Here is an 18,973-nt window from a genome sequence, read left to right on the forward strand (position 1 = left end):
CGTGGACTGCGATGTCGCCCAGGAGGCGTTGTCAGCCCGGATCGACGGCGAACGCGAACCCGTTCCCGCGGCCCGGGTCGACGAGCATCTCGCCACCTGTGACCCCTGCCGCGCCTGGTACGCCCAAGCCGTCGAGCAGACCCAGCAGCTGCGGCGACTGGCCGGCCGGTCGCAGGTGGCGGCCGTCGCCGCGCCCGGTGACCGGCCGGCGCCGACACGGCGGTTCCCGTCGTCGCGCACCTGGCTGCGCGCGACGCTGGCCGTCGTCGGGCTGATGCAGGTCGCGCTGGCGGGTGCTCAGGCCTTCGGTGTCAATGTCGGAACCTCGGCGGCCGCCCACCACGCGATGATGGGCGGTCACCTGCTCAACGAGTCGACGGCATGGTCGGCGGCCTTGGGCGTGATCATGGTCGTCGCCGCGGCGCGGCCGACCGCGGCGGCCGGCCTGGCCGGCGTGCTGACAGTCTTCACCGGAATCCTCGCCGGCTATGTCGTCAGCGACGCGCTGGCCGGCGCGGTGAGCCTCGACCGGGTCCTGTCGCACCTGCCGGTGCTGGCCGGCACGATCCTGGCCCTGCTGGTCTGGCGCACCACCGGAAGTTCCGGGCCGCAGCCCCGGTCGGATGCCGCGCCGGTCACCGCCGATGTGGTGTTGCCCGACAACGCCTCTCGCGGCCGTCGGCGCGGGCACCTCTACCCCACCGACGGCTCGGCTGCCTGACTCCCCTCGCCCAAACCGACATTTCGCACAAGAACTTCGAGTAGATCGCGACAAAACGTCGATCTCGGCGCTACAGCATCACGCCGAACATGATCGCCATACCGGCGGCCATCATCGACTGGCACAGAATCCCGAGTGGCTGGCCCGCGTCGGCGGGCGCACCGCTCATCCGCACGGCCAGGTACCGGTAGAGCCAGTAGGCGGTGGCGACGGCGAAGCCCACGGTGCACACCCAATTGACCGTGTCGATGTAGGCCGGGTACCCGCCGCCGTGGTCGGTGACGGTGGCGTCCGGCCCCGACATATCCATGCCCGGCATGTTCATGCCCGCGTGCCCGCCATGACCAGTGGCCGGGGTGGCGACGGCGTCCCCCGCATACGACGCCTGGCCGGGCAGCAGTCGTCCGTTCATCACCGCGTACATCCAGGCCATCGCGAGCATCATCAGCGCGTGGTACGAGCCGGCGATCCGGTGGCCGGCGCCCAGCGGGCTTGCTGTCACGCCGACGAACCAGCCGGTCGCCAGCAGGAAGAACACCATCGGAGCGACGGTCGGCAGCGCGGCACCCCATGGCCAGGCCATCACCGCCATCGCCACCGCCATCACGATGTGCAGCAGCTGACCGACGATGGCCGCCGGTCGCCGATTGCCGGCCACGAGCGCATACAGGCACTCCACTGCGGCAAGGACGAACAAGATGGTGACGAACCATCGCAGCGCGAGATCAGCGATCACCGGTCTGTTCCTCCCTTCGGTCGCGCCTGAGCATTGGTCGATCCATCGCACCAGAAAGTTCCCACCGCGGCGACTCGACTACGACGGCCAGTCGTAGACTCTCGCTGATGGAGTCGACCCAGGCAGCACCCCGGCCGACGGGTCGATGGATCCTCGGCGGCTACCTCGTCATGGTCGCCGCCCTGGTCGGCTATGCCGCGGCCTCCGGTGATCGGCGCTTCACCGCGAACGGCGATTCGTACCCGGGAGCGGCCACCAGCATCGCCGAGATCGTCGGCTACTTCACCGCCACCCTGGCCGCCGCGATCTGCCTGGGCGCCCTGATCTTCGTCGTCGTCACCGCCGAGCCCGACGATCGCGGGGTGCTCGACGCCGCCTCATTCCGCGTGCACCTGCTCGCCGAACGCCTGGCGCCACTGTGGTTGGTGAGCGCTCTGGCGATGGTGCTGATCCAATGCGCCAACGCCGCCGGGGTTCCGCTGACCCGACTGATCGGCGGTGGCGGTATCGGAAGTGCGCTCGGCGCTTCGGAAATGGCGCGTGGGTGGGTCGTTGTCGCAGCGGTGGCTGCCTTGGTCACCGTGGGGTTGCGGCTCACGCTGCGCTGGGTGTGGCATGCCGTGCTGGTGATCCCGACGCTGATCGGGGTGATCGCGCTGCCGGTGAGCGGCAATGCCGGCCAGGGCCCCGACCACGACTACGGGACCAGTGCCGTCATCGTGTTCGCGCTGGCCCTGGCGGTGCTGGCGGGAGTGCAGATCAGCGCCGCGATCGCCCCGCCGAAAGCCCAACTGCGACGGCGGGTTCGGATGATCGAGGTTGCCGCCGGCGGGGTGGCGCTGCTGTACGGCGCGGCACTGCTGGTGTTGTTGGCCACGCCGGCGGGGGTGACCGGCTCCGACTACGGACGGCTGGGGCTGCTGGCCGGGGTGGCAGTGCTCGGCAGCATGCTCGTGAAGCGCGCGGCGGTCGCGTCGTCGGCCGCGATTGTGGCCGTTGCCGCCGTTTCGGCCATGGCCGTGCAGACCGCACCGCGACTGCTGGCCCACCGCTTCACCGCGTGGGATGTGTTCCTCGGCTACCAGCTACCTGATCCCCCGAATGTTCTTCGGCTGCTGACGGCCTGGCGCTTCGATGTCTTGATCGGCATAGCGGCCCTGGTGCTGGCCGGTGCGTACGTGGTCGGGGTGGTCCGGTTGCGGCGCCGGGGCGACAGCTGGCCGCCCGGTCGGCTGGTGGCGTGGCTGTTCGGTTGTGCGGCCTTGTTGTTCACCACCGGATCGGGCGTCCGCGCCTACGGGTCGGCGATGTTCAGCGTGCACATGGGCGAGCACATGGCGCTGAACATGTTCATCCCGGTCTTCCTCGTTCTGGGTGCGCCGATCACGCTGGCCTTGCGGGCATTACCCACCGCGGGCGCGGGGAACCCGCCGGGACCGAGGGAATGGCTGCTGTGGCTGGTGCATTCGCCGGTGTCGCGCTTCCTGTCCCATCCCGCAACGGCTTTCGTGCTGTTTGTCGGTTCTCTGTACGCCGTGTACTTCACGCCGATATTCGACACGCTGGTGCGCTACCACTGGGGCCATGAGTTCATGTCCCTGCATTTCCTGATCACCGGATACCTGTTCTTCTGGGGCATCATCGGAATCGATCCCGGCCCCAAGCGCCTCCCGTTCATCGGCCGCCTGGGACTGCTGTTCGCGGTGATGCCGTTCCACGCGTTCTTCGGAATCGCCACGATGACCATGACTTCGGTGCTCGGCGGCTCGTTCTATCGCAGCCTTCACCTGCCGTGGCTGAGCAGCTTGACCGACGACCAGCATCTCGGCGGGGCGATCGCCTGGGGGTCCAGCGAGCTGCCGATCATCGTGGTGGTGGTGGCGCTGGTGGTGCAGTGGGCCCGCCAGGACCGGCGGACCGCAGCGCGTACCGATCGGCACGCCGACGCCCACTACGACGACGATCTCGACGCCTATAACGCGATGCTGGCCGAGCTGGCCAAGAACCGCCGCTGACCCAAAATATCAGTCTGGTTGAACAGATGGACATGTGTTAGGTTGGCGACGACAGGCCGGGCGCGGGCGACTGAGTCGATGCAGCACATCAACGAGCCTTGAGATCAAGGTGGTGGCTCGCGACCGGCCTTGCCATACTCTGCCAACCGAAGTAGTTGATACACAACCCTATTCACTCGATGGGTTCGTCACCCAAGACCGTGGTGCGCAACATCAATCGGCCCGAGTCGTCGGCGTACTGCCCGGCGCGGTGGAGCACCCCGCGGTTGTCCCAGATGACGGTGTCCCCGACCGACCAGGTGTGGCTGTAGACGTTGTCGGGGCCGGTGGCCTTCTGCAGTAGTTCGTCGAGAACGGCCCGGCCTTCCTCGACGTCCATGCCGACGATGTAGTCGGCGGAGGCCCCGAGCACCAGTGACTTGCGTCCGCTGCGATGCGTCCAGACCAGTGGGTTCTCGTGGGTGGGACGAGAACGCCAGCGGGCCAGGTCTTCTGGTGACGGATCGGGCGTGGTCTTGCGCTGTGAGGCCTCCAGGGAGTGCACCACACGCAGTGAATCCACGCGCTGTTTGTCGTCGTCGCTCAGCATCTCGTATGCGGTGTAGGCGCTGGCGAAGTCGGTCTCCCCACCCTCGTCGGCCACCTGCTTGGCCGACAGGATCGTCGCCATCTGCGGGCATTCGTCGTTCATCGGCGTGCAGCCGTCGATGTGCCACAGGAACGCGGCCCGCAGGTAGTTGGCGCTGGCGTTCTTGGTCTTGTCCATGGTGATCGGGTAGATCCCGGAGACCGGGTGCCGGCCGTCCGAGGAGTAGTCCACCTCGCCGAGCCGGGAGCAGAACGCCACCTGAGCTTCCGGCGTCAGGAACAGAGCCGGGAACACCAGAACTCCGTTGTCCTCCAAGGCCTCCAGCACGGCGGCGGCCAGGGCGTTGTCGGTGCCGAGTTGGTCGCTACTCACGCCGGTCACCTCGGCGCCAACCGTGTCGGTTAGTTTGGTGATGGTCAGCAGGCTCATCGTCATCCGCCTAGGGTCTCGGTTCGCTGATACGGGTCATCACGGCGTCGCATGCGTCGACAGGTCTGGGCTGGTGCATGATCTCGACCGACATGGCCACCATGATCAGCGAGTAGATCAGGTACAGCAGGTTGGTCGCGTCCTGCGGCAGCTCGTCCAGCGAGAACTTGTCGCAGTACTCGATAGCCTCTTCCAGCCGTGGGAAGAACGCGGCGTAGAACTGCTCCATCTCGGCCATCGTGCTGTTCACCCGCCGGTCCCACCGCTGCGTCTCGGTCGGCAGGCACCAAATCGGGGCGAACTCCTCGAGTTCGGCAAAGGCACTGGGCAACAACGCTTCTGACATGCCTACACCCCTACCCCAGTGGTTTCGCGCTGATAGTCCTCAACCCAGTCGACGACAGCCTTGTGCAGGTGCCGGACCAAGATCTCCTGATCGTTGAGCGGGAACTCGTCGATCACCCCGGTTTCCAGAGCGGCCTGAGTGCCACCCAGCATGCCCGCGTCCTGCAGGGCGAATTCCTTGAGCACGACCGACGCAACCTCGTGCTCGATGCGCTCGCGGACGGTGCGTGCCGGACTGAAGTAGGTGAAGGCTTCGAACCGGTGGGTGTTGTGCGATGTCGGCCAGTAACGATAGAGCAGGTACCAGCCGCCGTAGATCAGGATCTCGATGTTGGGGAAGATCTGGAAGTTCGAGATGCCCCACGGTTCGATGTTGCCGGGATTCAGGCCGGCAGGCAGCTCGCCGATATCCGGTGTGCGCCAAGGTCCAACGAGACCACTCTGGGTGGCGAGCTCAATCGGATACATGTACTCGGCAGGCAGGAGCCAGCGCCGGGTTCCCGCCGTCGACACCACCCGGTGCGGCCCGTCGAGCTGGAAGTGGGCACACGTGAAGCCGGCGCCCGGAACTCGAACCTCCGGCGGCACCTGCTGCGGGTGCAAGGATGGCACGTGGTAATACTCTTGAAAGGCGTCGGCGAAGATCTTCCAGTTGCTGTTGTTGTCGGCCACCCATTCGTAGCGTTCGGTGAGCTTGTCGAACGGATAGCCGTCGAGCGCAGTCACCATGGGCCCCAGGAATTCCCGCAATGTCTGCCGGGGTTCACGGTCGAGGTTGATGAAGATGAACCCGCTCCATATGTCGCAGTGCACCGGACTGAGCCCGAAGTCGGCATGGTCGAAGTCGAAGAACTCCGACTCCTGCTGGACGAAGTTCAGTGTCCCGTCCAGGCCGTAGCGCCAGCCGTGGTACTTACAGGTGAACTGCCGGCAGTTCCCGCGGACCTCTTCGGTGGGAAAGTCGTTCCACATCAGCTTGTTTCCGCGATGGCGGCAGATGTTGTGGAAGGCCCGAATCGTCTCGTCCTTGCCTTTGACCACGATGACCGAGGCCCGGGCGACCTCGATCTCCTTGGTGAAATAGCTTCCCACCCGGGGCAGTTCCTCGACCCGGCCGATATTGAGCCAGGCCCGCTTGAAGATGGCCTCGCCTTCGAGCTTGTAGAACTCCGGCGAGGTGGAGTCCCGGAACGAGATCGGGCCGGTGCCCAGCTCGGGGTAGTGCTCGGTCCAGCTGCCCTCCGGGGGCTTGGGCCAGGTGACTGCCATGGGAACCTCCTGCTGATGTGGAGCTGACTAGATGACTGAGCCGCCGTTGACGCCGATGACCTGACCTGTGATGAAACCGGCCTCGTTGGAGGTGAGGAAGCCGACGGCAGCGGCGATATCGTCGCCGGTACCCAAGTGCCCCACCGGGATATGGCTGGCGATCGTTTCGTTGGGCGGCAGGATTCCGGCAGCCTGCTGCTCGTGCTGCATGGGCGTTTCGATACCCGATGGCGGAATGTTGTTGACCGTGATGCCCCGCGCGGCGTACTCACGGGCCAGCGATTTGGTCAGGCTCAACACCCCGCCCTTGGCCGCGGCATAGTGCGCCATCACCGGCGAACCGCGCTGGGCACTCGACGAGGAGATCATCACGATGCGGCCCCAGCCCGCGGCCACCATGTCGGGCAGCGCCAGCTGGCAGGCGTGAAACGTCCCGGTCAGGTTGACGGCGATCACCCTGTCCCACGCCTCGATGGTCAGTTCGTCGAACGGCGAATAGCCGAACAGTCCGGCGCTGGTGACGAGGATCGTCGTCGGCCCGAGCTCGGAACGGACCTTGGCGAAAGCGTCCTCCATCGCCGGCCGGTCGGTCACGTCGGCGCCGACCCCGATCGCCGTCGCCCCCTCGGCACGCAGGTCGTCGGCGACCCGTTGGGCCGCAGCCTCATTGAGGTCGAGGACGGCGACCTGATGGCCCCGGCGGCCCAGCTCGTGGCACGTCGCCTCACCCATACCGGATCCGCCGCCGGTCACCACCGCCACCCGACCCATCGCCGACTCCCGCCTGCTACTCATAGATGATCCGAACGGTCTTGGTGGTGGGCAGCGCCTGGCAGGTCAGCACCAGGCCGTCGGCCACTTCGTCGTCGGTGAGCGCATTGTTGTTGAGCATGCGCGCCGCGCCGTCGGTCAGCTGCGCGATACACGTTCCGCACGAGCCGGTTTCGCAGGACGAGGGCGCCTTCAGGCCGGCCATCCGGGCCGTCTGCAACAACGTGTTGCCGGCCCGGTACTGCGTTGTGGTGGTCCGCCGGTCGAGTTCGATGATCACCTCTTCGGTGACCTCCGCCCCGGTGGGCACCGGATCGGGTGTGACGGCCACGAACCGCTCGAGGTGCACCCGGTCGGACGGCACTGCGGACTGGTGGAGAGTGGCCTGCACGGCGTCCATGAATGGTGTTGGGCCGCAAACGAAATACTCGGCGTTCCCGCCGGCGAGGAACTGCTCGAGGGTCTCGGCGGTGACCACACCACGATCGCTGTCGAGGTGATGGTGCACCGTGACACGATCGCCGTAGTCCTCGACCAGCCGGCGCAACGGCTCGTCGAAGATCACCGAATCCGCGCTGCGGTTGGCATAGAACAGCCGAACCCGCCGCGGAGTGCTGGCCAGCGCCGTGCGGATCAGCGAGAACACCGGCGTGATGCCACTGCCACCCGCGAATGCCACGATGTCGCGTCCCGACGAGTCCAACACGAATCGGCCTTGCGGCGCTTCGGCGTGGATCTCGGCCCCGGCGACGACAGTGTCGTTGATCCAGTTCGACACCACCCCGCCCGGGTCGCGCTTGACGGTGATCCGGAGGGGTTCGGCCAGCACCGGCGACGACGACATCGAATAGCAGCGCCGGTGCTCGACGCCCGCGACCGTCACCCGCAACGTCAGGTACTGGCCGGCCGCGTAGCGGAAGCGATCCTGATGGTCCGAAGGCACGTCGAAGGCCAGCGAGACACAATCGGCGGTCTCGGACTGCACATCGGAAATCCGGAGCCGGACGACTCCGTCGGTGCTGTTTGTCGTTCCCATCGCGGGCAACAATATCAAGTACTTGTCATTAGTATCAAGCACTTGCCATATTTGTCAGTCGGCGTCCGGGTGCAGGGTGAACGAGACCTCCCCGTGGCCCTGTACAACGATCCGGATCAGCAACTCGGCCAACGTCTTTCGCTCCTCGGCGGTCAGCACCGAGAACAGCTCGTCGTGGGCGATCACGGCGTCGGCATTGGCCGCGACGACCGTGCGCCGGCCCTTTTCGGTGAGGTAGGCGCGCTGGATGCGGCCGTGTTCCGGGTCGGGTTTGCGTTCGATGAGGCCGTTTTTCTCCAGCGTGGCCAACGCCAGTTGCGCACCCTGCGGGCTGATCAGCAACCGGCGGCCCAGCTCGGCTCCGGACAATCCGGGTTCATCGGCGAGCTGGCGCAGCAGACCGGTCTGGGCACTGGTCACACCGTGCTTGCTCATCGCCTCGTTGACCGTATGTCCGGAGTAGTGAAAAGCCTGCTTGAGCAGCCAGAGGAGGTTCTCGTGCCCGTTCTTCATACCGCTGCCGCCTGTTTGTAGATCTCGCCGCCCTTCATGACGAATCGCACGTCCAGGGTCGTCGTGATGTCCGTGGAGGGATCTCCGGGTACGGCGATGATATCGGCAAGGAAGCCCGGAGCCAGGCGCCCGAGATCGTCGGCTTCGTCGATCAGGTCGGCACTGGTGATCGTGGCGGCGCGCAGCGCTTGCATCGGAGTCATGCCCCGATCCACCAGCGCGCAGATCTCCTTGGCCTGCTGGCCGTGCGGGATCGCCGGGGCGTCGCTGCCGCACGCGATCTTCACCCCCGCCGCGATCGCCTTGGGCAGCATGGCCTTGGCCTTGGGGAACACCTCTTCGGCCTTGCGGCGCAGTTCCGGAGCGATCCGGTCGACGGCCATCGCCTCGGTCAGATAGGTGGTGGAGACCAGGAAGGTGCCGTGGTCGACCATCATCTGAATGGTCTCGTCGGAGGCTAGGAAGCCGTGTTCGATGCAGTCGATACCGGCGCGGATGCAGGCCTGGATCGCGCTGTCCCCCACCGCATGTGCGGCAACACGAAGACCGGCCCGGTGGGCCTCGTCGGCGATCGCAACGAACTCGGCGTCGGAGAACTGTTGCGAACCCGGCGAGGTGCTGTGCGACATCACGCCACCGGACGCCGACACCTTGATCAGCTTGGCGCCGTGCCGGATCTGATACCGCACACAGGCCTGCACATCGGGCACCCCGTTGGCGATGCCCTCGGCCACGCTCAGCGGCATGATGCCCGGCGCCAGGCGCTGGAACACCGTCGGATCCAGATGTCCGCCATAGGGTGTCACCGCATGCCCGGCCGGATAGATCCGCGGCCCGATGTGCCAGCCCGCCTCGATCGCGCGTTGCAGCGCGACGTCGAGGAGATAGCCGCCGGTCTTGACCATCAGGCCGAGGTTGCGGACCGTGGTGAACCCGGCCTCCAGCGTGGTGCGCGCGTTCACTGCTCCCCGCAGCGTCCGGTAGGCGGGATCGTCCTGCACCCCGTGCATGGGGCTGGGTAGCCCGTCGGGGCCGCCCGGTCCGCCGATGAGCAGGTTGAGTTCCATGTCCATCAGGCCCGGCAGCAGAGTGACGTCGCCGAGATCGATGAAAGTAGCCGAATCCGGCAGTGGTTCAGCCGGATTCACCGCGGTGATGCGGTCCCCGTCGACGACGACCACCGCGGGCGACCGGACCTGTCCGGCCTCGATATCGGCCCAGCGTGCGGCCTTCAGAACAACGGTCATGGCACCGGTTCGGAGACGCAGTCGAGGCTGACGGAGCCGGTGTCGGGAACCTTCGGCTGTTTCCAGCACTCCACCGGGAACGACACGATGATCATCGAGTACAGCAGCCGCATCAGGTTCAGCACGTCCTCGGGCAGGTCGTCCAGAGAGAACTTGTCGCAGAACGCGATTGCCTCTTCGGCACGTGGGGTGATGGCGTCGTAGAACGCTTGCATCTCGGTCATCGTGCTGGCCAGCCGTTTGTCATAGCGCTGCGTCTCGGTGGGCAGGCACCAGTCGGTGAACTCTTCGAGATCGGCGAATTCCGTTGGCAACATGGGCATCGGGTCACACCCCGGCTTTCTTGCTCTGGTAATCCTCGACCCAGTTCGCGGTCTCCTTGTGCAGGTGGCGCAACAGCACCTCCTGGTCGTTGAGCGGGAACCGGTCGACGTAGCCCGACTCCACCATCATCTGGGTGGCCTCCAGGGTGTTGGCGTCCTGCAGGCCGTATTCCTTGAACGACGCCGCCGCCAGTTCCTGCGCGATGCGTTCGCGGGGAGTGCGGGGCGGCGGGAAGTACGCCGACCCCTCGAAGATGTGGGTGTTATGCGAGGTCGGCCAATAGTGGTAGGTCAGGTACCACCCCATACCCCAGATCAGGATGACGAAGTTAGGGAAGAGCTGAAACGAGTCCAGCCCCCACGGCTCACACTTGGCGGGGTTGAGCCCTATGGGCATCTCGCCGAGGTCGGGTCCGTCCCAGGGGCCGAAAAGTCCACTGCGGCAGATGTCTTCGATCGGCTTGCGCATCTCGGCGTCCATCTCCCAGACCCGCACACCTGAGGTGCTGACCAGCCGGTGCGGCCCGTCGAGCTGGTAGTGCGGCGCCTCGAACCCGGCTTCCGCCGCGGCCTTCGAATACTTGGTCGGCGACTGGTTCGCGTGCAAAACCGGTGCGTGATAGAACTCCTGGAACGCATCCAGGTACAGCTTCCAGTTCGCTTTGACCTCGGAGCGGTAATACCAGCGTTGAGTCAGTTCGCCGAACGGATACCCCTCCAGGCCGGTGACCATCGGTCCGAGGAACTCGCGCAGCGACTGCTCGGGTTCGGGAGCGAAGTTGACGAAGATGAAGCCTTCCCAGACGTCGCAATGCACCGGGACCAACCCGTAGCGGTTCTTGTCCAGGTCGAAGAACTCCTCCTCCTGCTGGACGAAGGTGAGGTTGCCGTCCAGGTCATAGCGCCAGGCGTGGTACTTGCACACGAATTGACGGCAGGTTCCTGAGCTTTCGGCCCGCGGATCGTCGTCCCAGACCAGCTTGTTGCCGCGGTGCCTGCAGATGTTGTGGAAGGCGTTCACCTTGCCGTCGCGGTTGCGCACCACGATGATCGAGGTGTTGACGACCTTGAGTTCCTTGGTGAAGTAGTTCCCGGTACGCGGAATCTGTTCCACCCGGCCGACATTCAGCCAGGCCCGCTTGAAGACCGCATTGCGTTCCAGTTCGTAGAATTCCGGGCTGATGGAATCCTCGTAGGAGACCGGCGCGGTACCCAGTTCGGGGTAGTGCTCGGTCCAACTGCCTTCGGCCGGCTTGGGGAAGCGAGGCAACGTCTGCTCCTTCGACTCGTAGACGATCGACGGTAAGGCTGCCCCAGCAGAATAACAAGTAGTTGATATTGCCCGGCCGTAATCAGCCCAAGACGGCCTCGCGGATCACCGCGGCGAAGCGCTGGCCGATGAGCTCGTGGGCCTGCGGACCGGGATGCAGCCGGTCGGCCAGCGGGAATTCGGCGAAGTCCGCGGGACCGTAGAGGTCCAGGCCGTTGACATAGCGCAGGTTCGGATCGGTGGCCGCCCGCTGGGTGACGATGCGGGCGAGCTCGTCGCGAATCACCCGCAGGGTGAGCTTGCCCGCCCGCACCTCGGCCGGGTCCCCGGTGGCCATGAAGGCCATCACTCCCCCACTGAAGTCGGGAACCAGCGGTCCGGGCGTGTCCTCGTGGATCGGACAGTGCACCGCGGAGACGACGATGATCGGCGTGTCGGGGTGCCCGTCGCGGATGGTGTCGAGGAAGCCGTGGACCGCGGGGCCGAACGCGCGCAGGCGCATCAGGTCCGCGTTGACGATGTTGATGCCGATCTTGAGGCTGATCAGATCGGCGGGGATGTCGCGCATGGTGCGGGCGACGAACGGGTCCAGCAGCGCCGACCCACCCATCCCGAGGTTGATCAGCTCGACGCCGCCGGCCGCGGCGGCCACCGCGGGCCAGGTTCCGGTCGGGTGTGCAGCGTTCGAACCGTGGCTGATCGAGCTGCCGTGATGCAGCCACACCGGCCGGGTGATCGGGCTCGGCTCCAACGGCTGGTCACTGCGCAGCGCGATCAGTTCGGTGATTTCGTTGTGGGGCAACCAGATCTCGACGGACTTGCGCCTGTCGGGCAGGCCGGCGAATCGAATTGTGCCGGGAGCACCGGGCAGGAGTTCCTCCGTCCCGGCAGCGGCATCCTTCATCAGGACGTTGCCGCCGGTGAGGCTGGCCCGCGCCGTCAGCTCGCCGTCGACGAGCAGGTCGTAGGTGCCGTCGGGTCGCATCGGCATGCCCACGTAGGCGGGCCGGGTGCGCAACGCGTCCAGTTCGATCTCGGTGGACCGGGTGTGAAACACCAATCGGCAACCGGCAGGCTGGGATTCGGCCATCGCCAGCTGGGGGTCGGCGCATTGTGCCCGCGCCCATTCGGGGAGCCGGTGTGGCAGCAGGCCGTGGGTCGTCTGCTCGATTTGCACTGCGCCGCGCAGGAACTCGAAAGAAATTGGGGCGCTCAGCATGTCAGCCGACGACGCTGTAGTCACCCTCGTCGGCCAGTGCGGCCCGGACCTGCTCGACGCTGAGATCGGCGGCGGTGTCGACCCGCACGGTCGACGCACCCTGCGCATCGAGGTCGACCTCCACCCCACTGACCGCGGGCAGCGCGGTGAGCGCGCCGCTCACCACGCGCACGCAGCTCTGGCAATGCAGGCCGGTGACCATGAAGGTCTGCTGGGACATCGGATCTACCTTTCGGTGACTAGCGCCTGCGGGCGTCAAAGGTGCGCAGCCGCAAGCTGTTCGAGACGACGAAGAACGACGAGAAAGCCATCGCCGCACCCGCGATGAGCGGATTGAGCAGACCGGCAGCGGCGATCGGGATGGCCGCGACGTTGTAGCCGAACGCCCAGAACAGATTGGTCCTGATCGTGCGCATGGTGGCCTTGGCCAAGTCGAGTGCCTGCGGGACGATCGCGAGATCGTCGCGCACCAGGATGATGTCGGCCGCGCCGATCGCGACGTCGGTGCCGCGCCCGATGGCCAGGCCGAGATCCGCCGATGCCAGTGCGGGGCCGTCGTTGATGCCGTCACCGACCATCGCGACCACCCGGCCCTGCTCGCGCAGCTGCTCGATGACGTCGACTTTGCCTTCGGGCAGCACCTCGGCGATGACCTCGTCGATGCCGACCTGAGCGGCCACCGCACCGGCGGCAGCGGCGTTGTCTCCGGTGAGCAGCACGGTGCGCAATCCCCGGTTGTGCAGCGCCGCCACGGCATCGGCGGCGGAGTCTTTGACGGCGTCGGCCACCGCGATCGCGCCGCAGACCTCGTCGCCGATGGTGACGAAAACGACTGTCTCGCCGCGGGATTCACCGCTACGACGGGCGGTCTGCAGCGACTCGGGCACCAAAGCCTGGCCGGCAGCCCAGGACGGCCGCCCGATCACGACCCGGTGGCCGGATACCGTGCCCGTCACGCCACGGCCGGCGTGGGAACGGAAGTCCTCGACCGGGCGGCGTTCCTCGGTGGCGGTGGCGATCGCGACGGCAACCGCGTGTTCGGACGCCACCTCGACGGCGGCGGCCAGCGCCAAGATCTCGGCACGCTGCCAGCCGTCGACGGCGGTCACCTCGGTGACCGCCAGGTGCCCCGTCGTCAGGGTGCCGGTCTTGTCGAACACCACGGTGTCCACCGCGCGGATGGCTTCCAGCGCGCGGTAGCCCTTGAGGAAGATGCCCAGCTGCGCGCCGCGCCCGGAGGCCACCATCATCGCGGTCGGCGTCGCCAGCCCCAAGGCGCACGGACAGGCGATCACCAGCACGGCCAGCGCCGCGGAGAACACCCGGTCGGCGTCGGCCCCGGCCAGCAGCCACCCGGCCGCGGTGAGCGCGGCGATCACGAACACCGCGGGCACGAACACCCCGGCGATCCGGTCAGCCAGTCGCTGGGCGTCGGCCTTCTGGGCTTGTGCTTCCTCGACGAGGCGCACCATGCCGGCGAACTGGGTGTCGGCACCGACCGCGGCGGCCTCCACGATCAGGCGCCCGTCGAGCACCACCGTCCCGCCGATCACCGGGCCACCCGGATGGGCGCGCGCCGGCTTGGCTTCGCCGGTCATCGCGCTCATGTCGATCGCGGCGCTGCCGTCGACCACCAAACCGTCGGCCGCGATCGTCTCACCGGGGCGCACGACGAACCGCTGCTGCTCCTTGAGCTCGTCGGCGGGCAGCACCATCTCGGTGCCGTCGGCCAGCAGCACCGACACGTTCTTGGCGCTCAGCGCTGCCAGGGCACGCAGGGCGCTACCCGCCCGCGACTTCGCCCTGGCCTCGAAATACCGGCCGGCCAGGATGAACACTGTCACGCCCGCGGCCACTTCGAGATAGATGGCGTCGCTGCCCGTCACGGCCTGCCAGATGCCGTCGACCGTCCGGTCGTGGTGTCCGAAGAAGATCGTGTAGAGCGACCACACGGTGGCCGCGGTCACGCCGACCGAGATCAGCGTCTCCATGGATGCGGTGCCGTGGCGGGCGTTGCGCAGGGCCACCCGGTGGAACGGCCAGGCCGCCCAGGTGACGATCGGCGCGGCCAGGGCCGTCAAGGCCCATTCCCAACCGGTGAACCGGGTGCTCGGGACGACGGCGAACATCACCGACAGGTCGGCCAGCGGCACGAACAACACCGCGGCAACCGCCAGCCGGAGCAGCAGATTGCGGGCCAGACGATCGTCGGGATCGGCGGGCTCGGTCGGCGATGCCGAGCGCGGGGCGGCGTCGTAGCCGGCCTTGCGGATCACCGCGCACAAATCCTCGACAGGCATCGATTCGGGCGCGTCGACGCTGGCCACACGGGTGGCGAAGTTGACCGAGGCGCGGACGCCGTCGAGTTTGTTGAGCTTGGTTTCAACCCGGGCGGCGCACGCCGCGCAGGACATGCCCGAGACGTCGAGTTCGACGCGGTGCGCGACGTCGGCGGTCGGACCGCCCACGACGGATGCCGTCGTCATCGCCCTCCTTGGCTCAGTGGTGCCCCGGAAAAGAGTCGGCTCCCGAGGCTGTCGGGTTCCCGGCCACCCAAAATACGCTCACGCGACCGGGCCCCAGATGTGCCGGGCGCGGTGATCCCCTAGTCTCACTGACCGTGGGTGAACGCGACGACGACCAGGTGACGGTGCTCGCCCTGGCTGCCGGGCGGGGCGATTCGGCCGCACTCGACGCGTTCATCAAAGCCACGCAACGCGATGTCTGGCGCACGGTCGCATTCCTGGGTGATCCCGGTTACGCCGACGACCTGACGCAGGAGACCTTTCTGCGGGCGCTGGGCGCCCTGCCCCGGTTCTCCGGCCGGTCCTCGGCACGGACCTGGCTGATGTCGATCGCCCGCCGGGTGGTGGTCGACCAGATCCGCCGCAACCAAGCCCGCCCGCGCACCGCGTCGGCGATCGACCTGGATCAGATGCTCGACACCCGGCCCAGCGCGGCCCGGTTCGAGGACATCATCGAGATCAGGATGCTGCTCGACGGCCTGGACACCGACCGCCGCGATGCGCTGATGCTGACCCAGGTGCTGGGCCTGTCCTACGCCGAGGCGGCCGAGGTGTGCGGCTGCCCGGTCGGCACGATCCGCTCCCGGGTGGCACGCGCCCGTGAGGATCTGATCACCGCCGCGCACCGCGACGATCAGGTGGGCTGAGCTCTACCCGTCAGCGCCATTGCTGCCGTTGGTGCTGCTGCCTTGGCCGCCGGTACCACCGCTACCGCCGGGAGCTCCGAGCCCGCCGTGGCCACCCCTACCGCCATTGCCACCGGCACCGGTGCCCGTGCTGGTGTTGCCGAGACCACCCGAACCACCCTTGCCGCCCCGGGTGGCGACGCCGCTGTTGCCGCCATTGCCGCCGGCGCCGCCCTTGGCCGTACCGACTGTTGACGTGCCGTTGCCGCCGTTGCCGGCGTCGCCACCTTTACCGGTGACACCGCCGCGACCGCCATTACCCCCGCGACCGCCGGTGGACGTGCCGGTGCCGGTCACTGCGCTGCCGCCCTTACCACCGCTGCCGCCGGAACCGGCGATCGTCGCGTGGCCACCGTGGCCGCCTGCCCCGCCGGTGGCTCCCCCGACGGTGTTGGACCCGTCACCGCCGTCGCCACCAACACCACCGTTTCCCGACGCAATCCCGCCGTTACCGCCGTTGCCGCCCTTTCCGCCGGTCGACGAACCGTTGCTTGCGGAGTCGCCACCGTCACCGCCGTCACCGCCGTCGCCGAACAGACCGGCGTGACCGCCGTTGCCCCCCGCCTGCCCTCCGACGCCGTCACCGCCGTTGCCGCCGTTGCCGAACAACAGGCCGCCGTTGCCCCCGTTCTGACCTGGGCCACCGTCTGCGCCGTTACCGATCAACAGGCCACCGTTCTGGCCCGGCTCGACCCCGTTTCCGATCAGCCAGCCGCCCGGGCCGATGATCGGACGGCCCGCGAGGCCGGCGAGCATGGGGCCGGGAGTAAACGATGCAGGCCCGCTGGTCGCCGCGAACAGACGCGGCGGCGTGGCCGACGTCGAACTCACGACGTGTGGCGTGGGGATCACAGGTGCGGCCGAGGCCTCACCGGCAAGGGCGGTGGCGACCCCGACGTATACGCCGGTCGTCACGAAGGCAGTCATTGCGATCTTCTGCATAACGGTCATTGATTGGCTCCTCTAGGTCTAGGCCGGCTTGGTCGCAGTAACGAGCAGGTACTCCGCGTCGTAGCTCGTGCGCCCCGGATCGGTTGACTGGTCCCAGGTTTCGAGGAATGCCAGGAAATCCCGATCCAGATTTGCCACTTGCTCTGGCCGGTCCTGGTTGAACGCGTAGACGGCAATGGTGGGACCGTAGTTGCGTTTCCAGTATTCGCGGAACTCGATGGGACTCGGGCTCTGGTCGATGCGGATCGTCTGCCGCCGGAACGTCAGATCGACGACGTTGTCGCCGAACAACTCTCGCACGTGGTCCTCGGTGCCCCACAACGGTGCCGGCTGAGCTCCCGGTGGCAGTGGTGCCGCGTACGGCTTCATCGTCGCGAACAGCTGGCCGATGAATCCCTGGGGCGTCCAGTTGATCATCGCAATCGTCCCGCCCGGCCGGCAGACCCGCACCAGCTCGTCGGCGGTGGCCTGGTGGTGCGGTGCGAACATCGCGCCTAGGCATGACATCACCACGTCGAAACCGTTGTCGGCGAACGGAAGTGCCTCGGCATCGGCCTCCACCCATTCGAGCTCGACACGGCGGTCGGTAGCGATCCGCCGCCCGGCGTCGAACAACTCGGGGGTCAGGTCACTGGCGGTGACGGTTGCACCCACCGCGGCGGCCGGGATCGCGGCATTGCCGGAGCCCGCGGCCACATCCAGTACCAACTGTCCGGGTCGAATCCCGGCGGCCGTCACCAGTTCGGGTCCCAGTGCCGGAATCAACTCCGCGGCGACGGCCGGATAGTCACCGGAGGCCCACAGCGCCCGATGCTTCGCCTTGAGTGTGCGGTCGGTTGAATTGTCTTGCTGCTGTGTAGTACTCATATTCCAATCTCCTTGTCTACCGATTCCGGCCATTTGGCCCATTGCTGCCGTTGCGGGTGCTGCCGGTCCCGCCGGTGCCGCCGTCACCGCCAGGCGTGCCGGCTCCGCCCGGCCCGCCGTTACCGCCATAACCGCTGCCGGTGTTGGCATTGCCGTTACCCGCGTTACCGCCGTTACCGCCCTTGCGCCCCGGACCGCTCGCACCGCCGACGCCGCCGTTGCCGCCCTTGGCGGCGCCGTTGACGATGTCGGCCACGCCGCCTGACCCGCCGTTTCCGCCGGTTCCTGCGATCACGCCTCCGTCGCCGCCATTGCCGCCGTGGCCCGCGGTCGCATCCCCCTTGCCCCCGACCGCGATTCCCGCGTCGCCGCCCTTGCCGCCCGCCCCGTTGATACCGGCGTCGCCGCCGTCGCGGCCCGAACCACCGAAGGCGCTCCCGTCTTCGGACCGGCCTTCACCGCCTGCGCCGCCGGCGCCGCCGTTGCCGAAGGCTCCGCTGTTGCCGCCGTAGCCACCGGATCCACCAAACGCGCTCTTCTGCCGGCTGAACGCGAGACCACCCGCGCCCCCATCGCCGCCGTTGCCGGTGAACGTCCCACCCGCGCCGCCGGAGCCGCCCAGTCCGCCGGTCGCGGGTCCGAAGCTGGAGCCGATGCCGCCCGCGCCTCCGGCACCGCCGTTGCCTCGCAGCCCACCGTCGCCGCCGTCACCGCCGAGGCCGCCATAGGCCAGGTTTTCGGCAGCCCCCGCGCCACCGCCTGCGCCGCCGGCACCGGCATCACCACGCAACCAGCCCGCGTTGCCACCCTTGCCGCCGTTGCCTGCGTAGGCGTCGCCGGTCAAGAGGTTCGCAGCATTGCCTCCGGCACCTCCTGCGCCACCGGTTCCGAACAAGCCGGCGTTGCCGCCCCTGCCGCCGTCACCAGCGCGGGCCTCGTCGGGTGAGTTCTTCACCATGTCACCGCCGATACCACCGGCGCCGCCGTTGCCGAATATCCCTGCGTCGCCGCCGTTTCCACCGGCCTTGCCGGGCAGCGCATCGCCACCGCGGCCACCGTTACCGAACAGCAGGCCGCCATTGCCGCCGTCCTGGCCGGACGCACCGTCCGCACCATTGCCGATCAGCAGCCCGCCGTCCTGACCCGGCTCGACACCATTGCCGATCAGCCATCCGCCGGGGCCGATGATCGGGCGGACACCGGGCGTCACTGTCATCACCCGGACTACCGGTGCCGCAACCTTTTCGGCGTCTCCAGTCGGAGCTGCGATGCGCGGCACGGTAGTCGGGTAGACGATGAGCGGCTCGGAGTCGGACGCCAGTTGGACCGCGACTTCGACGCGGGGCGGTGTGCTTGACGGTGTGCTGTGCGTGATGAGTGGCGCGGTCCCGACCCCCAGGGCCACCGCGAGCGCTCCGACGAATCCGATGCATTCGGTCATGCGACGACGATGCGCGCGGG

The 18,973-nt window shown here is 67.5% G+C and carries 18 protein-coding genes and 1 pseudogene; 3 read left to right on the forward strand and 16 right to left on the reverse strand.

Annotated elements, in window-relative coordinates; genetic code table 11:
* Window position 1 precedes the first annotated feature (1 nt).
* On the forward strand, window positions 2-721 hold the full coding sequence (locus EV580_RS03725; protein WP_133691021.1) for a zf-HC2 domain-containing protein: 720 nt from the start codon (window positions 2-4) through the stop codon (window positions 719-721).
* Window positions 722-791: 70 nt separating this feature from the next.
* On the opposite strand, the gene EV580_RS03730 is transcribed toward EV580_RS03725, so the two are convergent.
* Window positions 792-1,457, reverse strand: coding sequence for a DUF5134 domain-containing protein (locus tag EV580_RS03730; protein ID WP_133689775.1), 666 nt, complete (start codon window positions 1,455-1,457; stop codon window positions 792-794).
* A 107-nt stretch (window positions 1,458-1,564) separates the two neighbouring features.
* Here EV580_RS03730 and EV580_RS03735 point away from each other — a divergent pair, with 107 nt between their 5' ends.
* A complete protein-coding gene (locus tag EV580_RS03735; protein WP_133689776.1) occupies window positions 1,565-3,472 on the forward strand; it encodes a cytochrome c oxidase assembly protein in 1,908 nt (635 codons plus the stop codon).
* Between the two features lie 172 nt (window positions 3,473-3,644).
* Here EV580_RS03735 and EV580_RS03740 read toward each other — a convergent pair whose 3' ends face one another.
* The 12 genes from EV580_RS03740 to EV580_RS03795 all read right to left on the reverse strand — a co-directional run bounded on the left by EV580_RS03740 (window position 3,645) and on the right by EV580_RS03795 (window position 14,969).
* Complete coding sequence (locus EV580_RS03740) at window positions 3,645-4,490, reverse strand: TauD/TfdA dioxygenase family protein (RefSeq protein WP_133691022.1); 846 nt, start codon at window positions 4,488-4,490, stop codon at window positions 3,645-3,647.
* Between the two features lie 10 nt (window positions 4,491-4,500).
* Window positions 4,501-4,836 (reverse strand): hypothetical protein, encoded by a 336-nt coding sequence (locus EV580_RS03745; protein WP_133689777.1) that lies wholly within the window; start codon window positions 4,834-4,836, stop codon window positions 4,501-4,503.
* Between the two features lie 2 nt (window positions 4,837-4,838).
* Window positions 4,839-6,104, reverse strand: a complete 1,266-nt coding sequence (locus tag EV580_RS03750; protein ID WP_133689778.1) for an aromatic ring-hydroxylating oxygenase subunit alpha — start codon at window positions 6,102-6,104, stop codon at window positions 4,839-4,841.
* 27 nt (window positions 6,105-6,131) lie between these two features.
* Window positions 6,132-6,875, reverse strand: coding sequence for an SDR family NAD(P)-dependent oxidoreductase (locus EV580_RS03755; protein WP_133691023.1), 744 nt, complete (start codon window positions 6,873-6,875; stop codon window positions 6,132-6,134).
* A gap of 16 nt (window positions 6,876-6,891) precedes the next feature.
* Window positions 6,892-7,911 (reverse strand): ferredoxin--NADP reductase, encoded by a 1,020-nt coding sequence (locus EV580_RS03760; protein ID WP_133689779.1) that lies wholly within the window; start codon window positions 7,909-7,911, stop codon window positions 6,892-6,894.
* A 54-nt stretch (window positions 7,912-7,965) separates the two neighbouring features.
* Window positions 7,966-8,424 (reverse strand): MarR family winged helix-turn-helix transcriptional regulator, encoded by a 459-nt coding sequence (locus EV580_RS03765; protein ID WP_133689780.1) that lies wholly within the window; start codon window positions 8,422-8,424, stop codon window positions 7,966-7,968.
* On the reverse strand, window positions 8,421-9,671 hold the full coding sequence (locus EV580_RS03770) for a metal-dependent hydrolase family protein (protein ID WP_133689781.1): 1,251 nt from the start codon (window positions 9,669-9,671) through the stop codon (window positions 8,421-8,423). Before EV580_RS03770 ends, EV580_RS03765 begins: the two co-directional genes overlap by 4 nt.
* Window positions 9,668-9,994 carry a hypothetical protein gene (locus EV580_RS03775; protein ID WP_133689782.1) on the reverse strand — a complete coding sequence of 109 codons (327 nt, stop codon included), beginning with the start codon at window positions 9,992-9,994 and terminating at the stop codon, window positions 9,668-9,670. The genes EV580_RS03770 and EV580_RS03775 overlap by 4 nt, the downstream gene beginning before the upstream one ends.
* A gap of 4 nt (window positions 9,995-9,998) precedes the next feature.
* Window positions 9,999-11,264 (reverse strand): aromatic ring-hydroxylating oxygenase subunit alpha, encoded by a 1,266-nt coding sequence (locus tag EV580_RS03780; RefSeq protein WP_133689783.1) that lies wholly within the window; start codon window positions 11,262-11,264, stop codon window positions 9,999-10,001.
* Window positions 11,265-11,346: 82 nt separating this feature from the next.
* The gene (locus EV580_RS03785) at window positions 11,347-12,483 is read right to left on the reverse strand and encodes an SGNH/GDSL hydrolase family protein (protein ID WP_133689784.1); all 1,137 of its coding nucleotides are present in this window, start codon (window positions 12,481-12,483) and stop codon (window positions 11,347-11,349) included.
* Between the two features lies 1 nt (window position 12,484).
* A complete protein-coding gene (locus EV580_RS03790) occupies window positions 12,485-12,703 on the reverse strand; it encodes a heavy-metal-associated domain-containing protein (RefSeq protein WP_133689785.1) in 219 nt (72 codons plus the stop codon).
* A gap of 19 nt (window positions 12,704-12,722) precedes the next feature.
* Window positions 12,723-14,969 carry a heavy metal translocating P-type ATPase gene (locus EV580_RS03795; protein ID WP_133689786.1) on the reverse strand — a complete coding sequence of 749 codons (2,247 nt, stop codon included), beginning with the start codon at window positions 14,967-14,969 and terminating at the stop codon, window positions 12,723-12,725.
* A 134-nt stretch (window positions 14,970-15,103) separates the two neighbouring features.
* Here EV580_RS03795 and sigC point away from each other — a divergent pair, with 134 nt between their 5' ends.
* Window positions 15,104-15,655: an RNA polymerase sigma factor SigC gene (sigC, locus tag EV580_RS03800; RefSeq protein WP_133689787.1), complete on the forward strand. Its 552-nt coding sequence runs from the start codon at window positions 15,104-15,106 to the stop codon at window positions 15,653-15,655.
* Between the two features lie 342 nt (window positions 15,656-15,997).
* Here sigC and EV580_RS34610 read toward each other — a convergent pair.
* From EV580_RS34610 to EV580_RS33600, 3 genes and pseudogenes are all read right to left on the reverse strand, one after another.
* Window positions 15,998-16,369, reverse strand: a pseudogene (locus tag EV580_RS34610) (PGRS repeat-containing protein); the annotation flags it as partial.
* 294 nt (window positions 16,370-16,663) lie between these two features.
* Window positions 16,664-17,512 carry a class I SAM-dependent methyltransferase gene (locus tag EV580_RS03810; protein ID WP_133689788.1) on the reverse strand — a complete coding sequence of 283 codons (849 nt, stop codon included), beginning with the start codon at window positions 17,510-17,512 and terminating at the stop codon, window positions 16,664-16,666.
* Between the two features lie 16 nt (window positions 17,513-17,528).
* Entirely contained in the window at window positions 17,529-18,953 is a 1,425-nt protein-coding gene (locus EV580_RS33600; RefSeq protein ID WP_166654573.1) for a PGRS repeat-containing protein, read from the reverse strand.
* Window positions 18,954-18,973: the final 20 nt, after the last annotated feature.

This window comes from Mycobacterium sp. BK086 (assembly GCA_004362315.1).
Lineage (GTDB): Bacteria > Actinomycetota > Actinomycetes > Mycobacteriales > Mycobacteriaceae > Mycobacterium.